The organism is Rhizobium sp. P2_G2, from assembly GCF_056403555.1.
The window spans coordinates 64,402-82,955 of the sequence record NZ_JBFUFF010000019.1 but is presented as its reverse complement, the minus strand read 5'-3'; the positions used below and the strand labels follow the sequence as shown (position 1 = coordinate 82,955).

Below are 18,554 nucleotides of genomic sequence, written 5' to 3'. Positions count from 1 at the left end.
TGCTTAGATTGCGTGATCGCGGAACGAGCGGAACAGGAACTGGGCGATCAGCCAGATCGCAAATAGCGTGACGAAGCCGACGAAAGTATTGAGCCACCTCAGCGGATAAAGCGCAATCTCAGGACGGATCGGTTCGACAAAGGTCGCGAAGTACCGCTCCTGCTTCTGTGCTTCTGAAAGCGCTGCTTCGAACGCTGCCAGCGACGTCGTATAGGCCTTTGTGGCGAAGTCCTGGTCGATCGTCAGACCTTCGAACTTGTCGACCACTTCAGTGACGTTCGCGTCATTGGAGTCCGTGGTGGTAACGGCGCCGGTCCTGTTGGACTTGTTGATTCGCCCTTTCTGGAACGCGATCTGGTCCTGGAGAGCATTGATCTGCTTCTGCAGCGTGCGCGCGGACGGTGAATCCTTGCTGACACTTTCAAGCAGGGTCGCGAGCCGGGTTTTCAGGTCGCTCATTTGGTTTTCCAGCTTCTGGGTGAGCTCTGCATTGCTCTTCACCAGGATCGTGGGATCGATGACCTCCACCTTCGCGCGCAGTTTGCTCATCTCGTCACGCACCTTGCGCAGCCGGTTCTCCGAGCGCTCGACCTGCTTCGACGCGACAGACGTCATCTGCTGCCGATTGCTCTCCGAGAGGTCGTTTGTGAGCTTTTCCGAAACCTTCAGCACCGCGTCTGCGACCGCTTTGGCATCGTCGGCGCTAAAGGCATAAGTATAGAGCGTGATGTTTCCCGAAGTCGAGTTGAAGCTCACCTGGATCATGTTGTCCCAGTAGCTGTTGAACTTTTCCAGGGGCATATCGGCTGGGATTCGATAGTAGAAATCGACGTTGTTGCCGGAATAGTATTGCCGAAGATCGATGCCAAGCTGCTCCTTCACGTCGCGGATCAGCTGTATCGAGCTGATATAGCTCGTGACGATATAGGAATCGTTGTTCTGCACCGAACTGCCGAACAGTCCGGAAAGGCCGAAGCTCGCGATCGAAGACTGGTTGGAGCCGCGCACGGAGAAATCAGTCTCGACGACATATTGCGGACTGGCGATGAACAGATAGTAGAAGCCGATGCCGCTGCCGGGGATTGCCACCATCACCAGGAAGGAAAGAAAAGTCCAGGAGAGGTGCAGCCTCTCCGCCAGTGAGCGCCGCTTTTTCTGCGGTTCGTCTCGGAATACCTCAGTCTCAACCGGCTCGGGGGCGATCACATAGTCGTCAGACTCGGAAGGCGCCAGCGGTGCCTCGGCTTCGGCCTCGCCAGGTTTCCGACGCTCAATCCTGCGGCGGATACGCTCTTCACGCCGCTCTTCTTTGGTTGCGGGGAACTTGATTGGTTCTTTTGCGCCGCCCTGATCGACGTCCAACGATTCCACAACTGCCATACTATCTGCCGACTTTCTTAATAGCGCGACTCACTTGATCTTAATGGCCGACGAGCAGAGCTCAGCCTCTTCAAAGCCTCAGATCCTCGCGGATTCCATTGTCGCACGCGCTCAGCGGCATGGTCAATTGCCCGCGTCCACGGTAGCCACCCCCGCGGTAGCCTGAAGCTATTACTTTTTCATTGTGCCAACAATATGGTTTCAAACACATTACGGTTGCCGTCATTAACAGAAAGCGACCGGTCGCATTCCCGGCAACGTATTGTAAGGAACGGCTGAATTGTATATGCGCTTCTCCATAAGCCTTGCTTCGGCCTCGTGCGTCGAAGCCCCGAAAGGAGAATTCAATGACTGAATCCAAGGAAATCAAAGTGATAGCCGAGATCGGCTGCAATCACATGGGCAGCATGGACACCGCCAAGGAATTGATCCGCGTCGCTGCCAAGGTCTGCGGCGCCCATGTGGCCAAGTTCCAGAAGCGTAACAATCGCGAGCTTCTGACGCCGGAAGAGTACAATAAGCCGCACCCTGTGCCGGCCAACGCCTACGGCAACACCTATGGCGAGCATCGCGAATTCCTCGAATTCTCTGTCGGCCAGCACAAGGAACTGCAGGAAGAATGCCGCATGAACGGCATCGACTACTCGACCTCCGTCTGGGACCTGACGTCCGCGCAGGAAATCACCGCGCTCAAGCCCAATCTGATCAAGCTGCCGTCGGCCACCAACCAGCACTATGTGCTGCAGGATTATCTCTGCAAGAATTTTGACGGCGAAATCCACGTCTCGACCGGCATGACCACCCATGATGAGACCGATCGCCTGGTGTCGTTCTATGAAGAGCGCGGCCGCGGCAAAGACCTCGTGCTTTACGCCTGCACCTCCGGCTATCCGGTTGCGTTCCAGGACATCTGCGTGCTCGAAATCAACCGCCTGCAGGAGCATTACGGCGATCGCGTCAAGTCGGTCGGCTTCTCCGGCCATCATCTCGGTATCGCCGCAGATGTCGCAGCCATGACCGCCGGCATTATCGGCCGCAACATCTACGGCAAGGGCGATTTCGAATGGGTTGAGCGCCACTTCACCCTCGACCGTACCTGGAAAGGCACCGACCACGCCGCCAGCCTTGAGCCGGATGGCATGCGCCGCCTGTGCCGCGACCTCAAGAACGTCCGTCTCGCCGTCGCCTACAAGGACACCGAGATGCTCGACGTCGAGCTCGTGCAGCGCAAGAAGCTCAAGTGGACGGAGGAAAAGCACGGCGGTCAGATCCGGCAAGCGTCCTGATGCATGTCGTCGCAGTGATCCCCGCCCGCGGCGGTTCCGTCGGCCTGCCTGGCAAGAACGTCAGGCCGATGAACGGAACGCCTCTGGTGGCCCGAACCATCCAAGCCGCGCTCGACAGTAGAACTGTCGGCGCGGTCTATGTTTCTTCGGATGGCGAGGACATCCTTTCGGTCGCGCGCCAGGCCGGCGCGCAGGCCATCAAGCGTCCCCCTGACATTTCGGGTTCGACCGCAAGTTCCGAATCGGCGCTGATCCATGCGCTCGACGTGATCGCTGCCGCCGACGGCCGCGATCCGGATATCCTCGTCTTCCTGCAATGCACCTCGCCCTTCACCACCGGCGCCGACATCGACAAGGTGGTTGAGACGGTGACGCAGGAGGGCACGGATTGCGCCTTCAGCGCCGTCGAGGATCATGGCTTCATCTGGAAGATCGAGCCGGACGGCACCGCAGCCGGCATCACCCATGATCACCGCCTGCCGCGCCAGCGCCGCCAGGACATGGCCAAGCGTTATCGCGAAAACGGCGCTGTCTATGTCATGCGCGTCGCCCCGTTCCGCGAAAAAGGCAATCGTTTCTGCGGCGTGACGAAAGTCGTGGCAATCGACGCGCCGACGATCGAAATCGACAGCAACGAAGATTGGCTGATTGCGGAAGCCTTTGCCAGGGTGCTTGAAGCGCCGGCGAAACGGGARATCCCCAAAGGCCCGTTCAAGGCATTGGTCACGGATTTCGACGGTGTCCATACCGACGACCGCGTGGTCGTCCACCAGGACGGCACCGAGGCAGTTACCTGCAGTCGCGCCGACGGCATGGGCATCGAGAGGCTGCGCAAGGCCGGCCTGAAGCTGCTGATCTTGACGAAGGAAACCAATCCCGTCGTCCAGGCGCGCGCCGCCAAGCTGAAGATGGAAATCTACGGCAGCGTCGAGGGCAAGCTGGAAAAACTCGATTCCTGGCGCCAGGCAAACGGTCTCGATTGGCGCGATATCGTCTATATCGGCAATGATATCAATGATATGGATTGTCTGAAAGCAGCCGGTCTCGCCGCAGCGCCTGCCGATGCCCGGGCGGAAATCCGCGACCTTGCGCATCTCGTCGTCGACCGTCCCGGCGGCTACGGCGCGCTGCGGGCATTGAGCGACTATCTTCTGGACAATCGCATGATCTGACGGCGCGGCCGTTTTTTCTCCTGAATTGGCAGGAAGGGGCTTGAAAATATTTCATAGTTCCTGCTCCTTTCGCGCCACTCGGCTGTCATGAAATCAATGGATCCTTTCTGTTAGATGCGCGTCCTCGCCCTTGCTTCCTACGATTCCTTCCTGAATTCGGCGCGGCTGATCTCGCCTTATTACGAACAGGCGGGCGCCACGGTGGACTTGGCGCTGGTCAGGGCGCGGGTTGCGACGCAGATAGAAAGCGGCCAGATCGATGCTGCCGGTCTGGACGGCAAGGTGCGCTGGGTCAGCATTGAGGAATTGTGCAGTTCAGGCGAGATCGCTCGCTACGACATTGTGCTTTCCTGCCTCGAAGGGCTTTCGACCCGCCGGTTGCTGCATCGGGTCAAGGCTTTGGGCACGAGCCGCCCGCTCGTCGTGTCGATCTACCCGGGTCTCGTGCTGCGCTTCGGCTATGACGGCTTTTCCATGCGCGCCTCAAGTGATTTCCTCTGGCTCAACAGTCCGGATGACTGCCGGGACTACCAGCTGATGTGCAGGAGCTATGGCAATGACGGCGCCAATGCCCGCGTCTTCGGCGTCGCGCCGGTGCTGCAGACCATCGAGCGCGCGCCCAATGGAGCGGCCGGTCCGGCCGTCTTTTTCGAGCAGGCCATCATTCCCCGCTATGAAGCCGAGCGGATGTTCCTCGCCGAGCAATTGGTAGCACTCGCCCGCCGCTATCCGGCTCAAAAAATCCTCGTCAAGCCGCGCACCGTCGATGGCCAGGCGACGCTGCATCAGACATGGCACCCGATCGCGCCGCTGATCGACAAGGCCGCCCGCAAGGCCGGCGGCTGGCCGGCCAATCTGGAAATCACCTCTGAACGCGCCGACCGGCTGCTTGCGAGCGCGGGCCACTGCATTACGGTCAGCTCGACCGTGGCCGTCGAAGCTGTCTATGCCGGCGTGCCGACGGTGATCATCTCCGATTTCGGCGCCCACGATGATTACGGGCTGCAGTATTTCTACGGCTCAGGCCTGACTGTCTCGTTTGCCGACTTGTCGCTTCCCTTTGCCGGCAGGGCCGATCCAGACTGGCTTGCTTCGCATGCCGCCGATCCGCGGACGACGGTGGCGGCACTGGTCATCGAGACCATCGAGGCGGCGCGCCGTCCTCGGCCGCCGATTGCCGACGAACTGCTGGCGCCGGAACATTCGCCCGCCTTGCGGGACTATCTGATGAAGAAACACGGCACCGACAGCGTTCTCGGCCGGCAATACCAGAAGCCGCCACTCAAGCGGCTTTTGGGGTTGCAAGCGGTGTCGAAGGCGCTCCGTCGCTGGCTGGTGCGCTGACGCAAAGCGTTGCAGCTTTCAGCGATGGATTGCCGGCGCCAGCCTTTGGGCGGCCTCAGAGTTTGACGTCGGGATAGAACAGCCGGAAATCGCGTTCGTAGCGCTTGAACACCTTCTCGCGCAGCTCGTCGGTGTAGAAGGTCTTGACGTCGTCCTTCTTGTCGGTGCGGCGAACGTTGATCGACGGCAGGTCGCCGAAGGGCTTCAAACCGCGCTCTGTCATCACGTCCTTCAGCCTGGCCCAGTCTTCGCCCATCTTCTCGAGATAGCCGACAAACTGTGGGATGACCGAATCATCCCTTCGCGCCAGCATGCCGGCCTGCGAGCGGAGATGCACATCCGACTTCCCGTCAGGCGTTTTCGCAACGATGTTGACGAATTCCTCAAACGGCATGCCCAGTGTCAGGCCCATCTCTTCCATCGCACCCGTCAGCGACGGATTTTCGATGATCTTATTGTTATAGCAGGCCATCAGTCTGTCGAAGGGATTGCGGACGAAAGAAAAGCAGAAGAAATCCTTGTAGAGCTTGCGGAAGTCTTGATAACCGATCAAGTCGGCCTTCTCGGCCTTGCGCCAATAGGCGTCCTTCGTTGTTCCCTTGATCGGTTTATCTTCGGGAACGTCAAGCATACGATGCGCGAGTACGAACTTGATGGAAGAATTGGCAACCTTGGGAATTCTTACATAGGCAATATTGTGTTCTTTAAGAACAATAATATTCTTCTTCACTTTATTCGGATTGGTTGCTTTATTCGAACCATCTGCCACGCGCATACTCCTTGTTTTTTGGCCGCGTGATATAGCAGCAATCCCAGAGGTGGTCCATCGCTCGCAACCGAAATTTCCCGCGGCTTTTCAGCCCGTCGAACTGACCATTGAAGCACCGGACAAATCGGGAATCTTGGTGGAGGGCGACTTGGCCGCTGTCGTGGAACAAGTTGTTCGTCGCCCACTGCCGTCGAAAATGCCGCAGTTTATTCTTCTCGAGATGAAGTAGTTCAAAAACAATCTGCGGTACAGTGAAAATCTGAACAGCCTGGAAAAATCAATGCTTTCAGTTGCATGGCAATACTAAAGTCAATCGATCGTATAGTACGTCTATATCATCAATTTCAATTCCAAAAAACGGCCGGTTATAATGTCGCAAAGGCGATTCATTTCTCGATTCTATAAGACGGGCATCTTGCATTTTTTTTGCACTGCGATATTGGAAAGTTCTGCGCCAAACGTCCCAGTGTTGATCGCTGCTCTTCGTCAGGAGGCGATCGACCTAATATCAGAGCTGATTCTGTCGAATGTGAGGTATCGTGACGTCGCTTCTGYTTTTCTGCGATTCTGACAGTCAGGTTTTTGCCGGTATCGAATATGCGCGAGCGTTTGGGGCTCGGGGTTGGGACACCACGTTCATGGTTCCCAGGAAGTCGGCCTTGGCCGCCAATGCCCAACTGGTTCTGGATTCGCTCGGCGCGCCTGTCGTGGAGGCTGAACGCAATGCGCTCGCCTATCTGGCGCTGGAAAAAGATTTTTCGGCCATCGGTCTGTTCACCAGCGGCAGCATGGTCAAGGCGGCCTGTGATGACCTGAAGAGTATTTCCAAGCTGTTTTCGGTCCGGCGTCCCGTTGTCTTCACGGCCTTCAATGGGCTGGTCTTCGAGAAGTTCGAAGAGGGCCTGTTCTGGCGGCTCGGCTGCGACATTATCGGCCTCAACGGACGGCGCGACAAAATCCTTTTCGATGAGTTCCTGCTCGGCCGCGAGAAGGAGGCGCCCAAGGCGGTCCTGACCGGCCTCCACCGCGGCAAGCCGGGCGAGCGGGTGGTGACCGAGCGTCGCAAGATGGTGTTCTGCGAGCAAATCATCGTGCCGGGCATCCGCAAGGACCGCTCGCACATGTTTTCGCTGCTGGCCAAACTGGCGGAAGCCAATCCCGAATGGGATGTCGCGATCAAGCCTCGCATCGCCAAAGGCGAAAAATCCTTCCACGCCTCGATCTATCATCCCGCCGATTATTTCGACAAACTGTCGATCCCCAACCTGACGGTCGACTATCGGCCGCTCGACATGCAACTCGCCGAAGCCTCGCTGCTTGGTACCGTCTCGTCGACGGCCGTGTTCGACGGCCTCAATCACGGTGTTCCCTTCTTCACCATCGGCAATTTCGGTGTCTCCAACAAATATGGCACGCATGTCTTCGTGCCGAGCGGGGTCATGGTCAACCTGCGTCCCGACCATAGTCTCGACAGGCTCCTGGAAATGCAGGTCTCGCCCGCCTGGCTCGACTGGGTCGGCTATTCACCCGCCTATACGTTCGATGCCATGGTCGATGCGGTCGAACAGCAGCGCGACAAGCCGCTGAGCCAGCGCAGGGCGCTGTTGTCGGAACTCGATCATACCGATGCCGTGCTCAAGCGTACCAACAAGGACGTACTCGCAGCACGGCTGGCCACCGCCGAGAAGACCCGCCAGGTTGGAGCCCTCGTCGACTATGCGCTCGCCGCGACCACCGACCAGGCGCATCTCAAGGCCATCCAGGCACTTGAACTCGCGCATGCAGATGCGCCGCGCGTGCCTTTGATCGTTCGTACACTGGCTTTGATGCTGATCGAGGCCGGCGAGCAGGAGAAGGCGCTGACGGTGATTCGCGGCGGGCTGGAACTCCTGCCGAAGAACTATTCCTTCCAACTGATCGAGGAGCGGCTGTCCGGCCGGCGTAGGCCACCCCATCAACGGCTGATGCGCTATCTCCATATCATCGCCCGCAAGTCCAAACTGGTTAAGAACTGAGCCTTCTCACGTAAAGCTTGGTGCCCGCAGACCTGTCCGAATATCGAACGGACAGGCCTGTGGTTGCGCGCCTGCGTCAAATTTCGTTGTTGCCGGCAGGACTTTGTGCCAAAGGACGGGGAGGGAGTGCGGATCCGCGCCCGGCAGGTACAGTTTCCAAAAACCGGATTGCGGAATGAGAATTCACCTTCATCTGGGAGCGCATAAGACCGCGACCACATTCGTGCAGAGCCAGCTCAGGCGCAATCTTGGTGTGCTGCAGAAGGCGGGCGTTGTMTTTCCGCCGCAAAAAACCTTCCAGGAAGGTTTTGGCCGCTATTTCAACACGCTCATCCATGCCTATCCGTTTCTGTCGGTGGCCGTTGCTCCCATGCTCGAACACCGTATGGATGCATTCCTCGCCAGGGAAAAAGCCACGTCTCTGGCGATCCTCTCGGACGAGAACCTCGCCGGCATGCTCGTCTTCAACCACCGGCAGGGCGGCCTCTATCGCAATATCGGCAATCGCATGCGGCTGATGACCTCGGTGCTCAGGAAGCACGAGGTACACTATTTCTTTGCCATCCGCTCCTATAAGGATTTCCTGCCCTCGGCCTACTTGCAGCTCGCCACCAACGGCCGGGAGCCGGACTACCAGAAATACCTGCGGAGCTTCGATGTCGAGAAGCGTGGCTGGACCGAGGCGGTCGGCGCCGTTGCGGAGGCCGTCGGCCGCGAAAATCTGACCGTCTGGACCTATGAAGCTTTCTCGCGCGATGCCCGCAGGGTCTTCGAACGGCTTGCGCCAGGTGTCGGTCTCGATCTCGAAATCGACGATTCCAACCGGGTCGTCCTGCCGTCGATGACGGTCAAGGGATTGAAGGTGATGCAGGCCCTGGAGGGCAAGTTCAGCCGCCAGGAATTGTCGAAGATCAGCAAGATGATGCGGCGCGTGAAATTCGACGAGCCCAATCCGCGGCTCGCGATCGAAGATGCCGATATGATTGCGCGTCTCCAGGCTGTCTATGGCCGCGACATCGAGGCGATCGGCCGCATGGGCATCAATTTCATCGCCTGAAGCGGCGTCTTTATCATTCCAACAAGCTCTTGATTTTGATCAAGACGGCCCGATGCGGACTCTGGAACATACGTGCAGACAGACAATCTCTGCGCGGATTTTTGGAGGCTTGATATGTATAGCAAGATCATCGTTCCCGTGGACATGGCGCAAATCGAAAAGGGCGAAAGAATTCTCAGGAAAGCAATGATGCTTAGAGGCGAGGGTGGCCGCATCGTGCTGCTCAACGTCACCGAAAATCTTCCCGGCTATCTGACCATCGAAGTGCCGGCCGACTTCACCGACCAGAATGTCACCGAAGCGACAGCGCGCCTCAAGGCGCTCGACGCAGCTTGCGGCGCCAATGCGGAAATTTCCGTCAAGGTCGGCGCGCCGGCCGATCAGATCCTGCTGCTTGCCGATGAGATCGGCGCCGACCTGATCATGATCGCTTCGCACAGGCCGAATTTCTCCAATTACCTGCTCGGCGCCACGGCCGACCGCGTCGTCCGCCACGCCAAATGCTCGGTGCTGGTGGATCGGTGATTTGCGTGGGCGCAACTGTCCCATTTTGGCGCGCCGGCCCGCAGATCGTTTACCATTCACACAGAAGTGTGGCGTGCCTGCGTCAATGGACGGGTTGATCGATCCGAGTTACCATGGTTTTCTGGATGCCCTGACTGGTACGAAACGGCATGGCGGCGATGTACGGTGTTTCCTGGCGCTATAACCGTGATGAGGTCATCGCCGATGGCATCGTCAACGGCATCGGTGTGGTTGCTGCCCTGATCGCGGTAACCGTGCTGATCTTCTACGTCACCGTCTGGGGTACGGTAGGCTCGCTTCTGGCTGCCTGGGTCTATGGTATCGGGCTGGTCGCTTCTCTCGGCTTCTCCTTCGCCTATAATCTCTGGCCGGTTGGCAAGGTGAAATGGATTCTGCGCCGGTTCGACCATTCGGCGATCTATCTGCTGATTGCGGCCACCTATACCCCGTTCCTCGAAATGGGCTTGCCCGATCCGTTGATCCTGGCCAATCTGATCGGCATATGGTGCGTCGCCATCTTCGGCATCTTTCTGAAATTCGCTTTTCCCGGGCGCTTCGACAGGCTGTCGTTGGTGCTCTATCTCGCCATGGGCTGGAGCGGCGTGATGCTTGGAGCGCGGCTTTCCAGCGTTCTGTCGCTGGCGACGATGATCCTCATCGTGACGGGTGGCGTCATCTACACGCTGGGTGTCATCTTCCACGTTTGGGAGAAGCTGCGTTTCAACGCGGTTATCTGGCATGGTTTCGTTCTTGCCGCCGCCGGCGTACATTATGCGGCCGTTCTGGTCTGTTTCACCGGCGCCCAAACCTGATTGGCGCCCGGCGCCTTGCATTCGATTTTCTTGCAGAACCTCGATTCCGGCTGGAACGGGGGCGTTTTCGCCTTTATGTCTCGAAACCCACAGCACGTCGCGCGAATGTAGCCCTCGGCTTGGGGCGACATGCGCAAAGATGTCGGCGCGGAGCGAGCGGAAGGAAAGCACTTGGCGGCGGATAGCCTGATCACGGCCAGTCTGTTCCTGCCCTTGATTGGAGCGGCATTGGCGCCGGTGCTCGTGGCCCGCCTCGGCCACCGGGCAGCATGGCTATTGGCGCTTTCGCTCGCCGCGCCTTTCGTGCTCTGCCTGGCCCAAATTCCGGAAATCGCGGCGGGCACCGTGATACGCGGCGGCTTTTCCTGGGTGCCGAGCCTGGGGGCGGATTTCACCTGGCGGCTCGATGGCCTTTCCGAAGCCTTCGCGCTGCTGATCGCCGGCATCGGCGTGCTGATCGTCCTCTATTCCGGCTTCTATCTCAAAGGTCATCCGCAACAGGGGCGGTTCTTTTCCTTCATCCTGATGTTCTCGGCTTCGATGCTCGGCCTGGTGATGGCGGACAATCTGCTGATGCTGTTCATCTATTGGGAGCTGACCTCGATCACCTCCTTTCTGCTGATCGGCTTCGACCATGAACGAAAGGCCGCCCGGCGCGCGGCATTTCAGGCGCTGCTGGTCACCGGTGGGGGAGGGCTTTGCCTGCTGGCCGGCCTGATGCTGACCGGCACGCTTGCCGGTATTGTTGATCTCTCCAGCCTGCTCGCGAAGCCCGCAGCCCTGAGTGATCAGCCGCTGATGCCCTTGGCGCTTGTCCTCGTGCTCGCCGGCGCTTTCACCAAGTCGGCGCAATTTCCCTTCCACTTCTGGCTGCCGAACGCCATGGAAGCGCCAACGCCCGTCTCCGCCTATCTGCATTCCGCCACCATGGTGAAAGCCGGCGTCTATCTTCTGATGCGGCTTTACCCGGTCTTTGGCGCAACCGGGCTCTGGCAGGTGCTCCTGCCGCTGTTCGGCGGCGTCACGCTTCTGGTGGGTGGCTCGCTAGCGCTCCGGCAGACAGATCTCAAGCTGATGCTGGCGCAGACGACGGTCGCCTCGCTCGGCCTGCTGGTCATGCTGACCGGCATCGGCAGCGAGCAGGCGGTCGAGGCTGCGGCGCTCTATCTAGTCGCGCATGCGCTCTTCAAGGGGGCACTGTTCATGATTGCCGGTGTCATCGACCATGAGGCCGGCACGCGCGACATCACCCGTCTCGGTGGCTTGCGGCACGCCATGCCGCTCACCTTCGCCGCGGCATTGCTGGCGGCCGCCTCGATGGGCGGCATGCCGCTGTTCGCCGGCTTCGTCGCCAAGGAGGAGATCTATGCGGCGCTCACGGGTGGCGGTGCGCACCTGTTTCTGCTTGCCGCCGCCATCCTCGGCAATGCGATGATGTTTGCCATCGGTTTTGCTGTCGCTCTGCCCCCATTTCTCGGCAGCCGTGTCGAAACCCCGAGGCCTGCCCATGACGGACCTCTGCTCCTGATGGCCGGCCCGATGCTGCTGGCGCTCGGCGGGCTGTTCGCGGCGCTCATCGCCGCGCCCTGGCATGCGGGCCTCATCTCGCCAATGGCCTCCGCCATTGTCGGACATGCCGTGATCCTCGACGCATCGGCGATACCACATCTCAGCCTCGCCTTCGGCCTGTCGCTGGCGACCATGCTCCTCGGCGGCGCCATCCTTGCATGTCTGGCGCCTGCGCGCGCTTTCATCGATTGGCTGCTGCAGGTGATCGGCTGGGGACCCGATCGTGGTTTTGATCAAGCCGTTGCCGGCCTTGTCCGCTTCAGCCATCGTCTGCGCCAGGCGCTGCAGCCGGGAAGCCTGGAGATCTATCTCACGACGATCTTTGCCGTGGTCGCGCTCAGCCTGTTCTGGCCAATGCTGTTGCACGGCGAATTGCCCCATTGGCCTGCCTGGCCGGTGGGCATGAAATATCGCGAAACCGGCTTCTTGCTGATTGCGGTGATTGGCCTGATCACGGTACTCCTTGCCAGAAGCCGGCTGACGGCCATCGTCGCGCTCGGCATTCAGGGATTTGCGGTCGCGGTACTTTACCTGCTGTTTGGCGCGCCTGATCTTTCCTTCACCCAGTTCATCGTCGAGACGCTGTCTGTCGTCATTCTGGCGCTGATCATGACGCGGCTCAGACTCGATATCGAGGACCGGCGCGCGCTGCCCGAGGCCGTCAAGGATGCCGGGATTGCCATTGCCTGTGGCCTTGGCTTCACGCTCTTCCTACTGAGGGCGCTGGAAGTGCCGTTCAATACCAAGCTCTCGGATTTCTTTGGCCGTACATCGAAGGTGCTGGCGCATGGCGCCAATGTTGTCAACGTCATCATCGTCGATTTCCGCGGCACTGATACGCTGGGTGAGATCGCGGTTGTGATGATCACCGGCATCGCCATCCTCGCGCTGGTGCGCCTGCGTCCGCCCAAGCCGAGCCACGCGTTCAATGATCCGGATGCCGAAGAGCGGGAACGGGAGGCAATATGAACTCGCTGATTCTGCGTACCATGGCGCCGCTGCTGACCGGGCTGATGCTGGTCTTTTCGCTGTTCGTCCTGCTTCGCGGCCACAATGCGCCGGGCGGCGGCTTCATCGGCGGTCTGCTTGCAGCGTCTGCCCTGGCGCTCTATGCGCTCGCCTTCGGCGTCGAACCCACCCGCCGGCTTCTTCGGCTGCACCCGCTGGCATTGGCGGGCACCGGGCTCGCGCTATCGGCATTTTCCGGCCTTGTTTCGGCTTTTTACGGCGTGCCGTTCATGACCGGTCTGTGGTTCCATGTCGCCGGGCTCGACCTTTCCACCGTGATGTCCTTCGATCTCGGTGTCTATCTCGTCGTGCTCGGCGCCTTCGCCAGCATCTTGCTGGCACTCGAGGAAAGAGAGGACGGTTGATGTCGGCGGTCGTCGCGGTCCTCTCCGGCCTGTTCTTCGCGGCCGCCATCTACCTCATGCTGGCACGGCACGTGGTGCGGATCATGATCGGCACCGTGCTGCTCGGGAATGCGGTGAATCTCCTGCTTTTCGCGGCAGGGCGGGTCACACGCGAAATCCCGCCGGTCATCGTCTCCGGCAAGGTGCTTGCTGCCGATGCCGCCAATCCGCTGCCGCAGGCGCTGATCCTGACTGCGATCGTCATCTCTTTCTCCTTCTTCGCCTTCCTCATGGTGCTGGCTTACCGCGCCTGGCAGACGCTCGGCACGGACGATGGCAACGACATGCGCGTCGCCGAGCCGCGTGAAGAAGCGATGCCGCCGGTGGAGTATTGAGGAGAATGGCGTCGATCATCTTGTCCACGACACCCCCCTCTGCCAGGATGAGCCGTAATACCCCCAAGATCGGCCGCCGCCGATGATCCCGGACATCGCCGCCTACACCGCCTCAACACCATCCGCCGCCTGGCTGACCATCCTGCCGGTGGCGCTGATGATCGCCGCCGGCGCAATACTCGCCACGATCCGCACGCGTCTCAGATGGCATGCTCCACTTGCCCTCGGCGCCTTGTCGCTCCTCGTCCTTCTCGATTCCATGCTCCTCCACCGTGTCGCCACCGAGGGCCCGCTGACCATGGTCATGGGCCGCTGGCTGCCACCCTTCGGTATTGCCTTCACCGTCGACGTGCTCGGTGCGTTGATGGCGCTCGCCGCTGCCATGGTCGCACTGCTGGCCGGCCTGTTTTCCCTCGCCGACATCGACACCAACCGCCGCCGCTACGGCTTCTATCCGATGCTGATGTTCCTGATGGCGGGCGTGACGGGCGCCTTTCTGACCGGCGATGTCTTCAATCTCTACGTCTGGTTCGAAGTGCTGCTGATCTCGTCCTTCGGGCTCTTGGTGCTCGGTGGTGAACCGGGGCAGCTCGATGGCGCGATAAAATACGGCCTGCTCAATCTCGTCGGCACGACGCTTTTTCTCATCGCCACCGGCTATCTTTATGCGATCTTCGGCACGCTCAACATGGCCGATATCGCCATCAAAGTCGCCAAATCAGGCAGCGTCCTGCCGCTCGGCACGCTGGCCATGCTCTATTTCGCTGCCTTCGCGATGAAAGCCGGCGCGTTCCCGGTGAATTTCTGGCTGCCCGCAGCCTATCACACCCCCGCCACCACCGTTTCGGCGCTGTTTGCCGGTCTGCTGACCAAGGTCGGCATCTATGCCATGCTGCGCATACTCCTGATGCTGATGCCGGTCGAGGCGGAGCGTCTTGGGCCTGTGATCGGCATCGTCGCCATCCTCACCATGTTGACTGGCGGTTTTGGCGCCATCGGCGTCTCGGATCTCCGCCGCATGCTCGGCTACTGGGTGATCGCCGGCATTGGCGTCATGCTGGCTGGATTGGCGCTGGGCGGGGAAGTGCCTGTTTCCGCCGCGATATTCTACATGCTGCATTCGATGATGGTCATGACTGCGCTCTATTTTCTCGCCGGGATGATCGGCCGGGCCTGTGGCAGTCTCGATGTTGCCGGCCTCGGCGGAATTTACGCCAGTGCGCCGCGGCTCTCGGCACTCGCGCTGCTCCTGCTGCTCAGCATTGCCGGCCTGCCGCCGCTTTCCGGCTTCTGGCCGAAGGCGTTGCTGGTACGCGCCGCATTGGCCTCGGGTCACAGCCTGCTTGCCGCCACGATCCTGGTATCCGGCTTCCTCATCACCTTCGCTGCGGGGCGAACCTTCCTGCTCGCCTTCTGGCGGCCGGGCTCCGCCGCAGCCGGAGCGCAGCCACGTATTCAGATTGTCGTCATTGCCATCCTCACGGTATTCTCTCTGACGACCGGCCTCTGGCCGGAGCCCTTGATCGGGGTTGCGAACCGCGCCGCCGCCGGGTTGGTCCGGCCTTCAGCCTATATCGGCTCGGTGTTTCCCGAGAGGCATCCATGAACCCTGTCATCCGCGCGTGGCGCATTTTGCGCCTGATCCTCGCTTTCTTCAGCGAATTCACTCTGTCGGTGATTCGGGTCTGCCAGCTTGTACTGTCGCCGCGTATGAGAATCCGGCCGGCAGTCATCGCTTTCCCGCTCACTGTCCGGCGTGATTTCGAGATCACCCTGCTTGCCAACCTGATCACGCTCACACCCGGCACCCTAGCGATCGATGTCAGCGATGACCGCAGCACGCTCTATGTGCATGTCATCGACTGCCCCGATCCGGCCGTTGCAGCGCGTGAGATCGCTGACGGTTTTGAACGGCTGATCCTGGAGGCTTTCGCATGAACAGCGCCGTCATCCTCGCCACCGCCATCGATATTGCGATCGTCCTTCTCATTTGCGCCATGCTGGTCACCACACTGCGCGTGGTTCTCGGTCCGACGCTCGCCGACCGGGTTCTGGCGCTCGACCAGCTCGTGGCAATCGTCATCGGATTTATTGCCGTTATTGCAGTCAGGACCGGCTTTGGTCTTTACATAGACATTGCGCTGGCGCTCGGCCTCGTCGGATTTCTCGCGACCGCCGCTTTCGCGCGCTACATCCAGGTCACGCATAATCCAGGTAAAAAGGAGGGGAAAAATGACCGGCACTGACGTCGCGACACTTCTCTCGGCGCTACTGCTGGTGGCAGGGTCGGCCTTCGCTCTGATTGCCGCCCTCGGTCTGGTGAGGCTGCCCGACCTTTTGACCCGCATGCATGCGGCATCCAAGGCGGGGACGGCAGGCTCAGGCCTTCTTCTGATTGCCGCCGCGATTCATCTCGACGATTGGCAGACCTGGGTCAAAGCATTTGCGGCCATTGCCTTTTTCGTGCTGACCGCACCGGTTTCAGCACATCTGTTGGCAAAAGCATCGCGCACGCCTGCTGCGCGATCCGATGGGGATGGCGCCTGACGTCCGTTTGGCGTGGTACCGGGGTGTGTCTTTCCGACATACTTGTCAGGGTTGTCAGTACAATATCCAGGACTCTAAGAAATTACCCCTAAAAATCCAGGGGTATTTTGATGCATCTGTGTGTAATGCAGTTAAGGCTTAGGACAAATTCTATCGGCCTGTAAAATATTTCCTTCGCAACTGTGGGCATTCCAGCGGATTAGCTCAGGTCTGTGTGATATTGCTGGGCAAACAGTGAAAAAATATATTGGACATTCAGTCGAAAAATGTTAATCCAGCCGCATAGAGCCTCAATGTTGATTCAATTCCGGAGTGTATACAAGAATCAAGGTCGGGAACTGGGCTTTTGCTCATGCAATAGAAGGATTGCCGACCCGATGAAAGTATATTTGTTTGGAATGGTTTGAGAGCGGTCAAGCAAGACGGGTACGAAGCTAGGGGTAGCGACTCGCCCGCCGGTACTGTCTCTTTGCATTGGGTTCTGTGTTTGATCGCTTCGACGGTCTCGACCGGCGAAGCAGGGCAAGTTGATCATTCAGGAGAAACAAATGAACGATGCCACCACCGCCACAGGCAACCGCGAATTGCTTGTTGAATTGACGGCAGAGATCGTCGCAGCTTACGTCGGCAATCATGTCGTACAGGCAAACGACCTCGCCTCCCTCATCTCAGACGTGCATTCCGCGCTGTCCAACACGTCGTCGCAGGAAGCTCCTGTGCCGGCTGTCGAAAAGCCGAAGCCGCCCGTACCGGTCAAGAAGTCCGTCCACAACGACTATATCATCTGCCTCGAAGACGGCATGAAGTTCAAGTCGCTGAAGCGCCACTTGATGACCCATTACGGCATGACGCCTGAAGAATATCGCGAAAAGTGGGAACTGCCGGCCGATTATCCAATGGTTGCGCCCGCCTATGCCGAAGCGCGCTCGCGCCTCGCCAAGGAAATGGGTCTCGGCCAGGGCCGCAAGAAGCGGACGACGACGGCCGCTCCCACCAACGCCGCCGCCTGACCCAAGACGGGCGATAGGATCAAAGGCAGCTCGCGGGCTGCCTTTCTTTTGTGATGATATAGGAAAAATTCCTTTATTGAATTCGTTCGCATCGGTCGAGATTCCGAACCATTTCATCGGCCGTCTTTCGGGGGCCATGCGATCCGGTCACATGAATCGGAATATAGAAGCTGTCTCGTTGACAGCGCCCTCGTCGGAGGAAGAAGGTGGTCGAGGCAGGTTATGCCATTACCTTCGCGCGCGCTTCGCTCTGAATGCGGTTGACCATCGAGCGCAGGCCATTCGCGCGCTGGGCGGAAAGATGTTCGATCATGCCGATCGATCGGAACGTGTCGAGCGCGTCGAGATTTGCGATCTCCGAAGCATGCTTGCCGGAATAGATGGCGAGCACGATCGCTACCAGACCTCTGACGATATGGGCATCGCTGTCGCCGCGAAAGGTCAGCACGGGGTCCGGGCTGCCGCTCAGCTCACTGACGAGCCAGACCTGGCTGGCGCAGCCGCGCACCTTGTTCTCAGCCGTTTTGTCGGCGTCGGGCAGGTCGGGCAGCGCCTTGCCGAGCTCGATCACATAGCGATAACGATCCTCCCATTCTTCCAAATAGGAAAAATCCTCAAGAATCTGATCGAGCGATGCCATGCTTTGGTCCTTTTCTTTATTGCCCATATAGGCGTTTGGACCGTTTTTTGAAAGCGGCAAGAAAAAAAGCGCCGCAAAGCTCTGCTTTGCGGCGTGTCGAAGGTGACGAGTTGGGCAGGGAACCTCCAGGCAGGGGAGGCGGTCGTCCAGGATCCGGCCTCAGATGTCCTTGGGGCGCGGAACCGGAATGGGGATATGACGCGGCAGATCGTCCTTGGTTTGCACCGAACCGGTCAGAACTTTGTCGGCGGCGGCGGTTTTGCCGTCGTCGGAAAATTGCGTGTCGAGATAGCTGTAGGCAACACGGGCGCCCTCCTTGGCGCGGTTGCCAAGCGTGGAAATGGTTTCCGCACCCTTGACGCAGACATCGGGCTTTTCGCTGCACATCGAGCCCATATAGGAAATGGCGCCGGCCGCAGCGCCGAGCGCGTCGGTCAGCTCGACGCCCTTTTCCTTCTGCAGCCGGTCGGATGCGCCCTGGTCAAAGATCGGCAGCAAAACCAGAACCAGCGAAAACCAGAATGCGCCGCGGATGAGAAGCCCAAACATGTTGATCGTCCTTGACCGTCTTGCCGGATCGTTCAGCCCGGTCTGTTTGCCGGGCAGATGCCGGCTTGCTTGTGGCCACACTATGACCGGCCGGCAAACAGCGCCTTCCGCCAATCACGGCAATTCGACTCG

General features: G+C 59.5%; 19 protein-coding genes. 15 read left to right on the top strand and 4 right to left on the bottom strand.

Translation table 11 applies throughout. The features are described from left to right. Positions 1-3: 3 nt before the first annotated feature. On the bottom strand, positions 4-1,380 hold the full coding sequence (locus AC1D06_RS16355; protein WP_477874233.1) for a KpsE/RkpR family capsule polysaccharide export protein: 1,377 nt from the start codon (positions 1,378-1,380) through the stop codon (positions 4-6). Between the two features lie 347 nt (positions 1,381-1,727). Between AC1D06_RS16355 and AC1D06_RS16350 the strand changes: the two genes are divergently transcribed. From AC1D06_RS16350 to AC1D06_RS16340, 3 genes are all read left to right on the top strand, one after another. Continuing rightward, the gene (locus AC1D06_RS16350; RefSeq protein WP_477874235.1) at positions 1,728-2,666 is read left to right on the top strand and encodes an N-acetylneuraminate synthase family protein; all 939 of its coding nucleotides are present in this window, start codon (positions 1,728-1,730) and stop codon (positions 2,664-2,666) included. After that, positions 2,666-3,838, top strand: a complete 1,173-nt coding sequence (locus AC1D06_RS16345) for a cytidylyltransferase domain-containing protein (RefSeq protein ID WP_477987027.1) — start codon at positions 2,666-2,668, stop codon at positions 3,836-3,838. The genes AC1D06_RS16350 and AC1D06_RS16345 overlap by 1 nt, the downstream gene beginning before the upstream one ends. A gap of 114 nt (positions 3,839-3,952) precedes the next feature. Then, positions 3,953-5,182, top strand: coding sequence for a DUF6716 putative glycosyltransferase (locus AC1D06_RS16340; protein WP_477987026.1), 1,230 nt, complete (start codon positions 3,953-3,955; stop codon positions 5,180-5,182). A 55-nt stretch (positions 5,183-5,237) separates the two neighbouring features. On the opposite strand, the gene AC1D06_RS16335 is transcribed toward AC1D06_RS16340, so the two are convergent. Then, entirely contained in the window at positions 5,238-5,957 is a 720-nt protein-coding gene (locus AC1D06_RS16335; protein WP_477874241.1) for a sulfotransferase family protein, read from the bottom strand. Between the two features lie 533 nt (positions 5,958-6,490). Between AC1D06_RS16335 and AC1D06_RS16330 the strand changes: the two genes are divergently transcribed. The 12 genes from AC1D06_RS16330 to AC1D06_RS16275 all read left to right on the top strand — a co-directional run bounded on the left by AC1D06_RS16330 (position 6,491) and on the right by AC1D06_RS16275 (position 17,233). After that, positions 6,491-7,966 (top strand): DUF6716 putative glycosyltransferase, encoded by a 1,476-nt coding sequence (locus AC1D06_RS16330; RefSeq protein WP_477987024.1) that lies wholly within the window; start codon positions 6,491-6,493, stop codon positions 7,964-7,966. A 175-nt stretch (positions 7,967-8,141) separates the two neighbouring features. Beyond that, entirely contained in the window at positions 8,142-9,023 is an 882-nt protein-coding gene (locus AC1D06_RS16325; RefSeq protein WP_477987023.1) for a hypothetical protein, read from the top strand. A gap of 114 nt (positions 9,024-9,137) precedes the next feature. Next, on the top strand, positions 9,138-9,548 hold the full coding sequence (locus AC1D06_RS16320; RefSeq protein ID WP_477874247.1) for a universal stress protein: 411 nt from the start codon (positions 9,138-9,140) through the stop codon (positions 9,546-9,548). Positions 9,549-9,697: 149 nt separating this feature from the next. Further along, a complete protein-coding gene (gene trhA, locus AC1D06_RS16315) occupies positions 9,698-10,360 on the top strand; it encodes a PAQR family membrane homeostasis protein TrhA (RefSeq protein WP_477987022.1) in 663 nt (220 codons plus the stop codon). A gap of 171 nt (positions 10,361-10,531) precedes the next feature. Beyond that, on the top strand, positions 10,532-12,898 hold the full coding sequence (locus tag AC1D06_RS16310; RefSeq protein WP_477874251.1) for a putative monovalent cation/H+ antiporter subunit A: 2,367 nt from the start codon (positions 10,532-10,534) through the stop codon (positions 12,896-12,898). Further along, positions 12,895-13,302, top strand: coding sequence for a Na+/H+ antiporter subunit B (locus AC1D06_RS16305; RefSeq protein WP_477874253.1), 408 nt, complete (start codon positions 12,895-12,897; stop codon positions 13,300-13,302). The genes AC1D06_RS16310 and AC1D06_RS16305 overlap by 4 nt, the downstream gene beginning before the upstream one ends. Continuing rightward, a complete protein-coding gene (locus AC1D06_RS16300) occupies positions 13,302-13,676 on the top strand; it encodes a Na+/H+ antiporter subunit C (RefSeq protein ID WP_477874255.1) in 375 nt (124 codons plus the stop codon). Before AC1D06_RS16305 ends, AC1D06_RS16300 begins: the two co-directional genes overlap by 1 nt. An 82-nt stretch (positions 13,677-13,758) precedes the next feature. Next, positions 13,759-15,282, top strand: a complete 1,524-nt coding sequence (locus tag AC1D06_RS16295) for a Na+/H+ antiporter subunit D (protein WP_477987021.1) — start codon at positions 13,759-13,761, stop codon at positions 15,280-15,282. After that, entirely contained in the window at positions 15,183-15,614 is a 432-nt protein-coding gene (locus tag AC1D06_RS16290; protein WP_477987035.1) for a Na+/H+ antiporter subunit E, read from the top strand. Before AC1D06_RS16295 ends, AC1D06_RS16290 begins: the two co-directional genes overlap by 100 nt. Further along, positions 15,611-15,922 carry a cation:proton antiporter gene (locus tag AC1D06_RS16285; RefSeq protein WP_477987019.1) on the top strand — a complete coding sequence of 104 codons (312 nt, stop codon included), beginning with the start codon at positions 15,611-15,613 and terminating at the stop codon, positions 15,920-15,922. The genes AC1D06_RS16290 and AC1D06_RS16285 overlap by 4 nt, the downstream gene beginning before the upstream one ends. Continuing rightward, positions 15,909-16,223, top strand: a complete 315-nt coding sequence (gene mnhG / locus AC1D06_RS16280) for a monovalent cation/H(+) antiporter subunit G (RefSeq protein WP_477987018.1) — start codon at positions 15,909-15,911, stop codon at positions 16,221-16,223. The genes AC1D06_RS16285 and mnhG overlap by 14 nt, the downstream gene beginning before the upstream one ends. A 548-nt stretch (positions 16,224-16,771) precedes the next feature. Beyond that, positions 16,772-17,233: a Ros/MucR family transcriptional regulator gene (locus AC1D06_RS16275; RefSeq protein ID WP_477874265.1), complete on the top strand. Its 462-nt coding sequence runs from the start codon at positions 16,772-16,774 to the stop codon at positions 17,231-17,233. A 220-nt stretch (positions 17,234-17,453) separates the two neighbouring features. Here AC1D06_RS16275 and AC1D06_RS16270 read toward each other — a convergent pair whose 3' ends face one another. Continuing rightward, a complete protein-coding gene (locus AC1D06_RS16270; RefSeq protein ID WP_477874267.1) occupies positions 17,454-17,873 on the bottom strand; it encodes a SufE family protein in 420 nt (139 codons plus the stop codon). 159 nt (positions 17,874-18,032) lie between these two features. After that, on the bottom strand, positions 18,033-18,422 hold the full coding sequence (locus AC1D06_RS16265) for a DUF5330 domain-containing protein (protein ID WP_477987017.1): 390 nt from the start codon (positions 18,420-18,422) through the stop codon (positions 18,033-18,035). Positions 18,423-18,554: the final 132 nt, after the last annotated feature.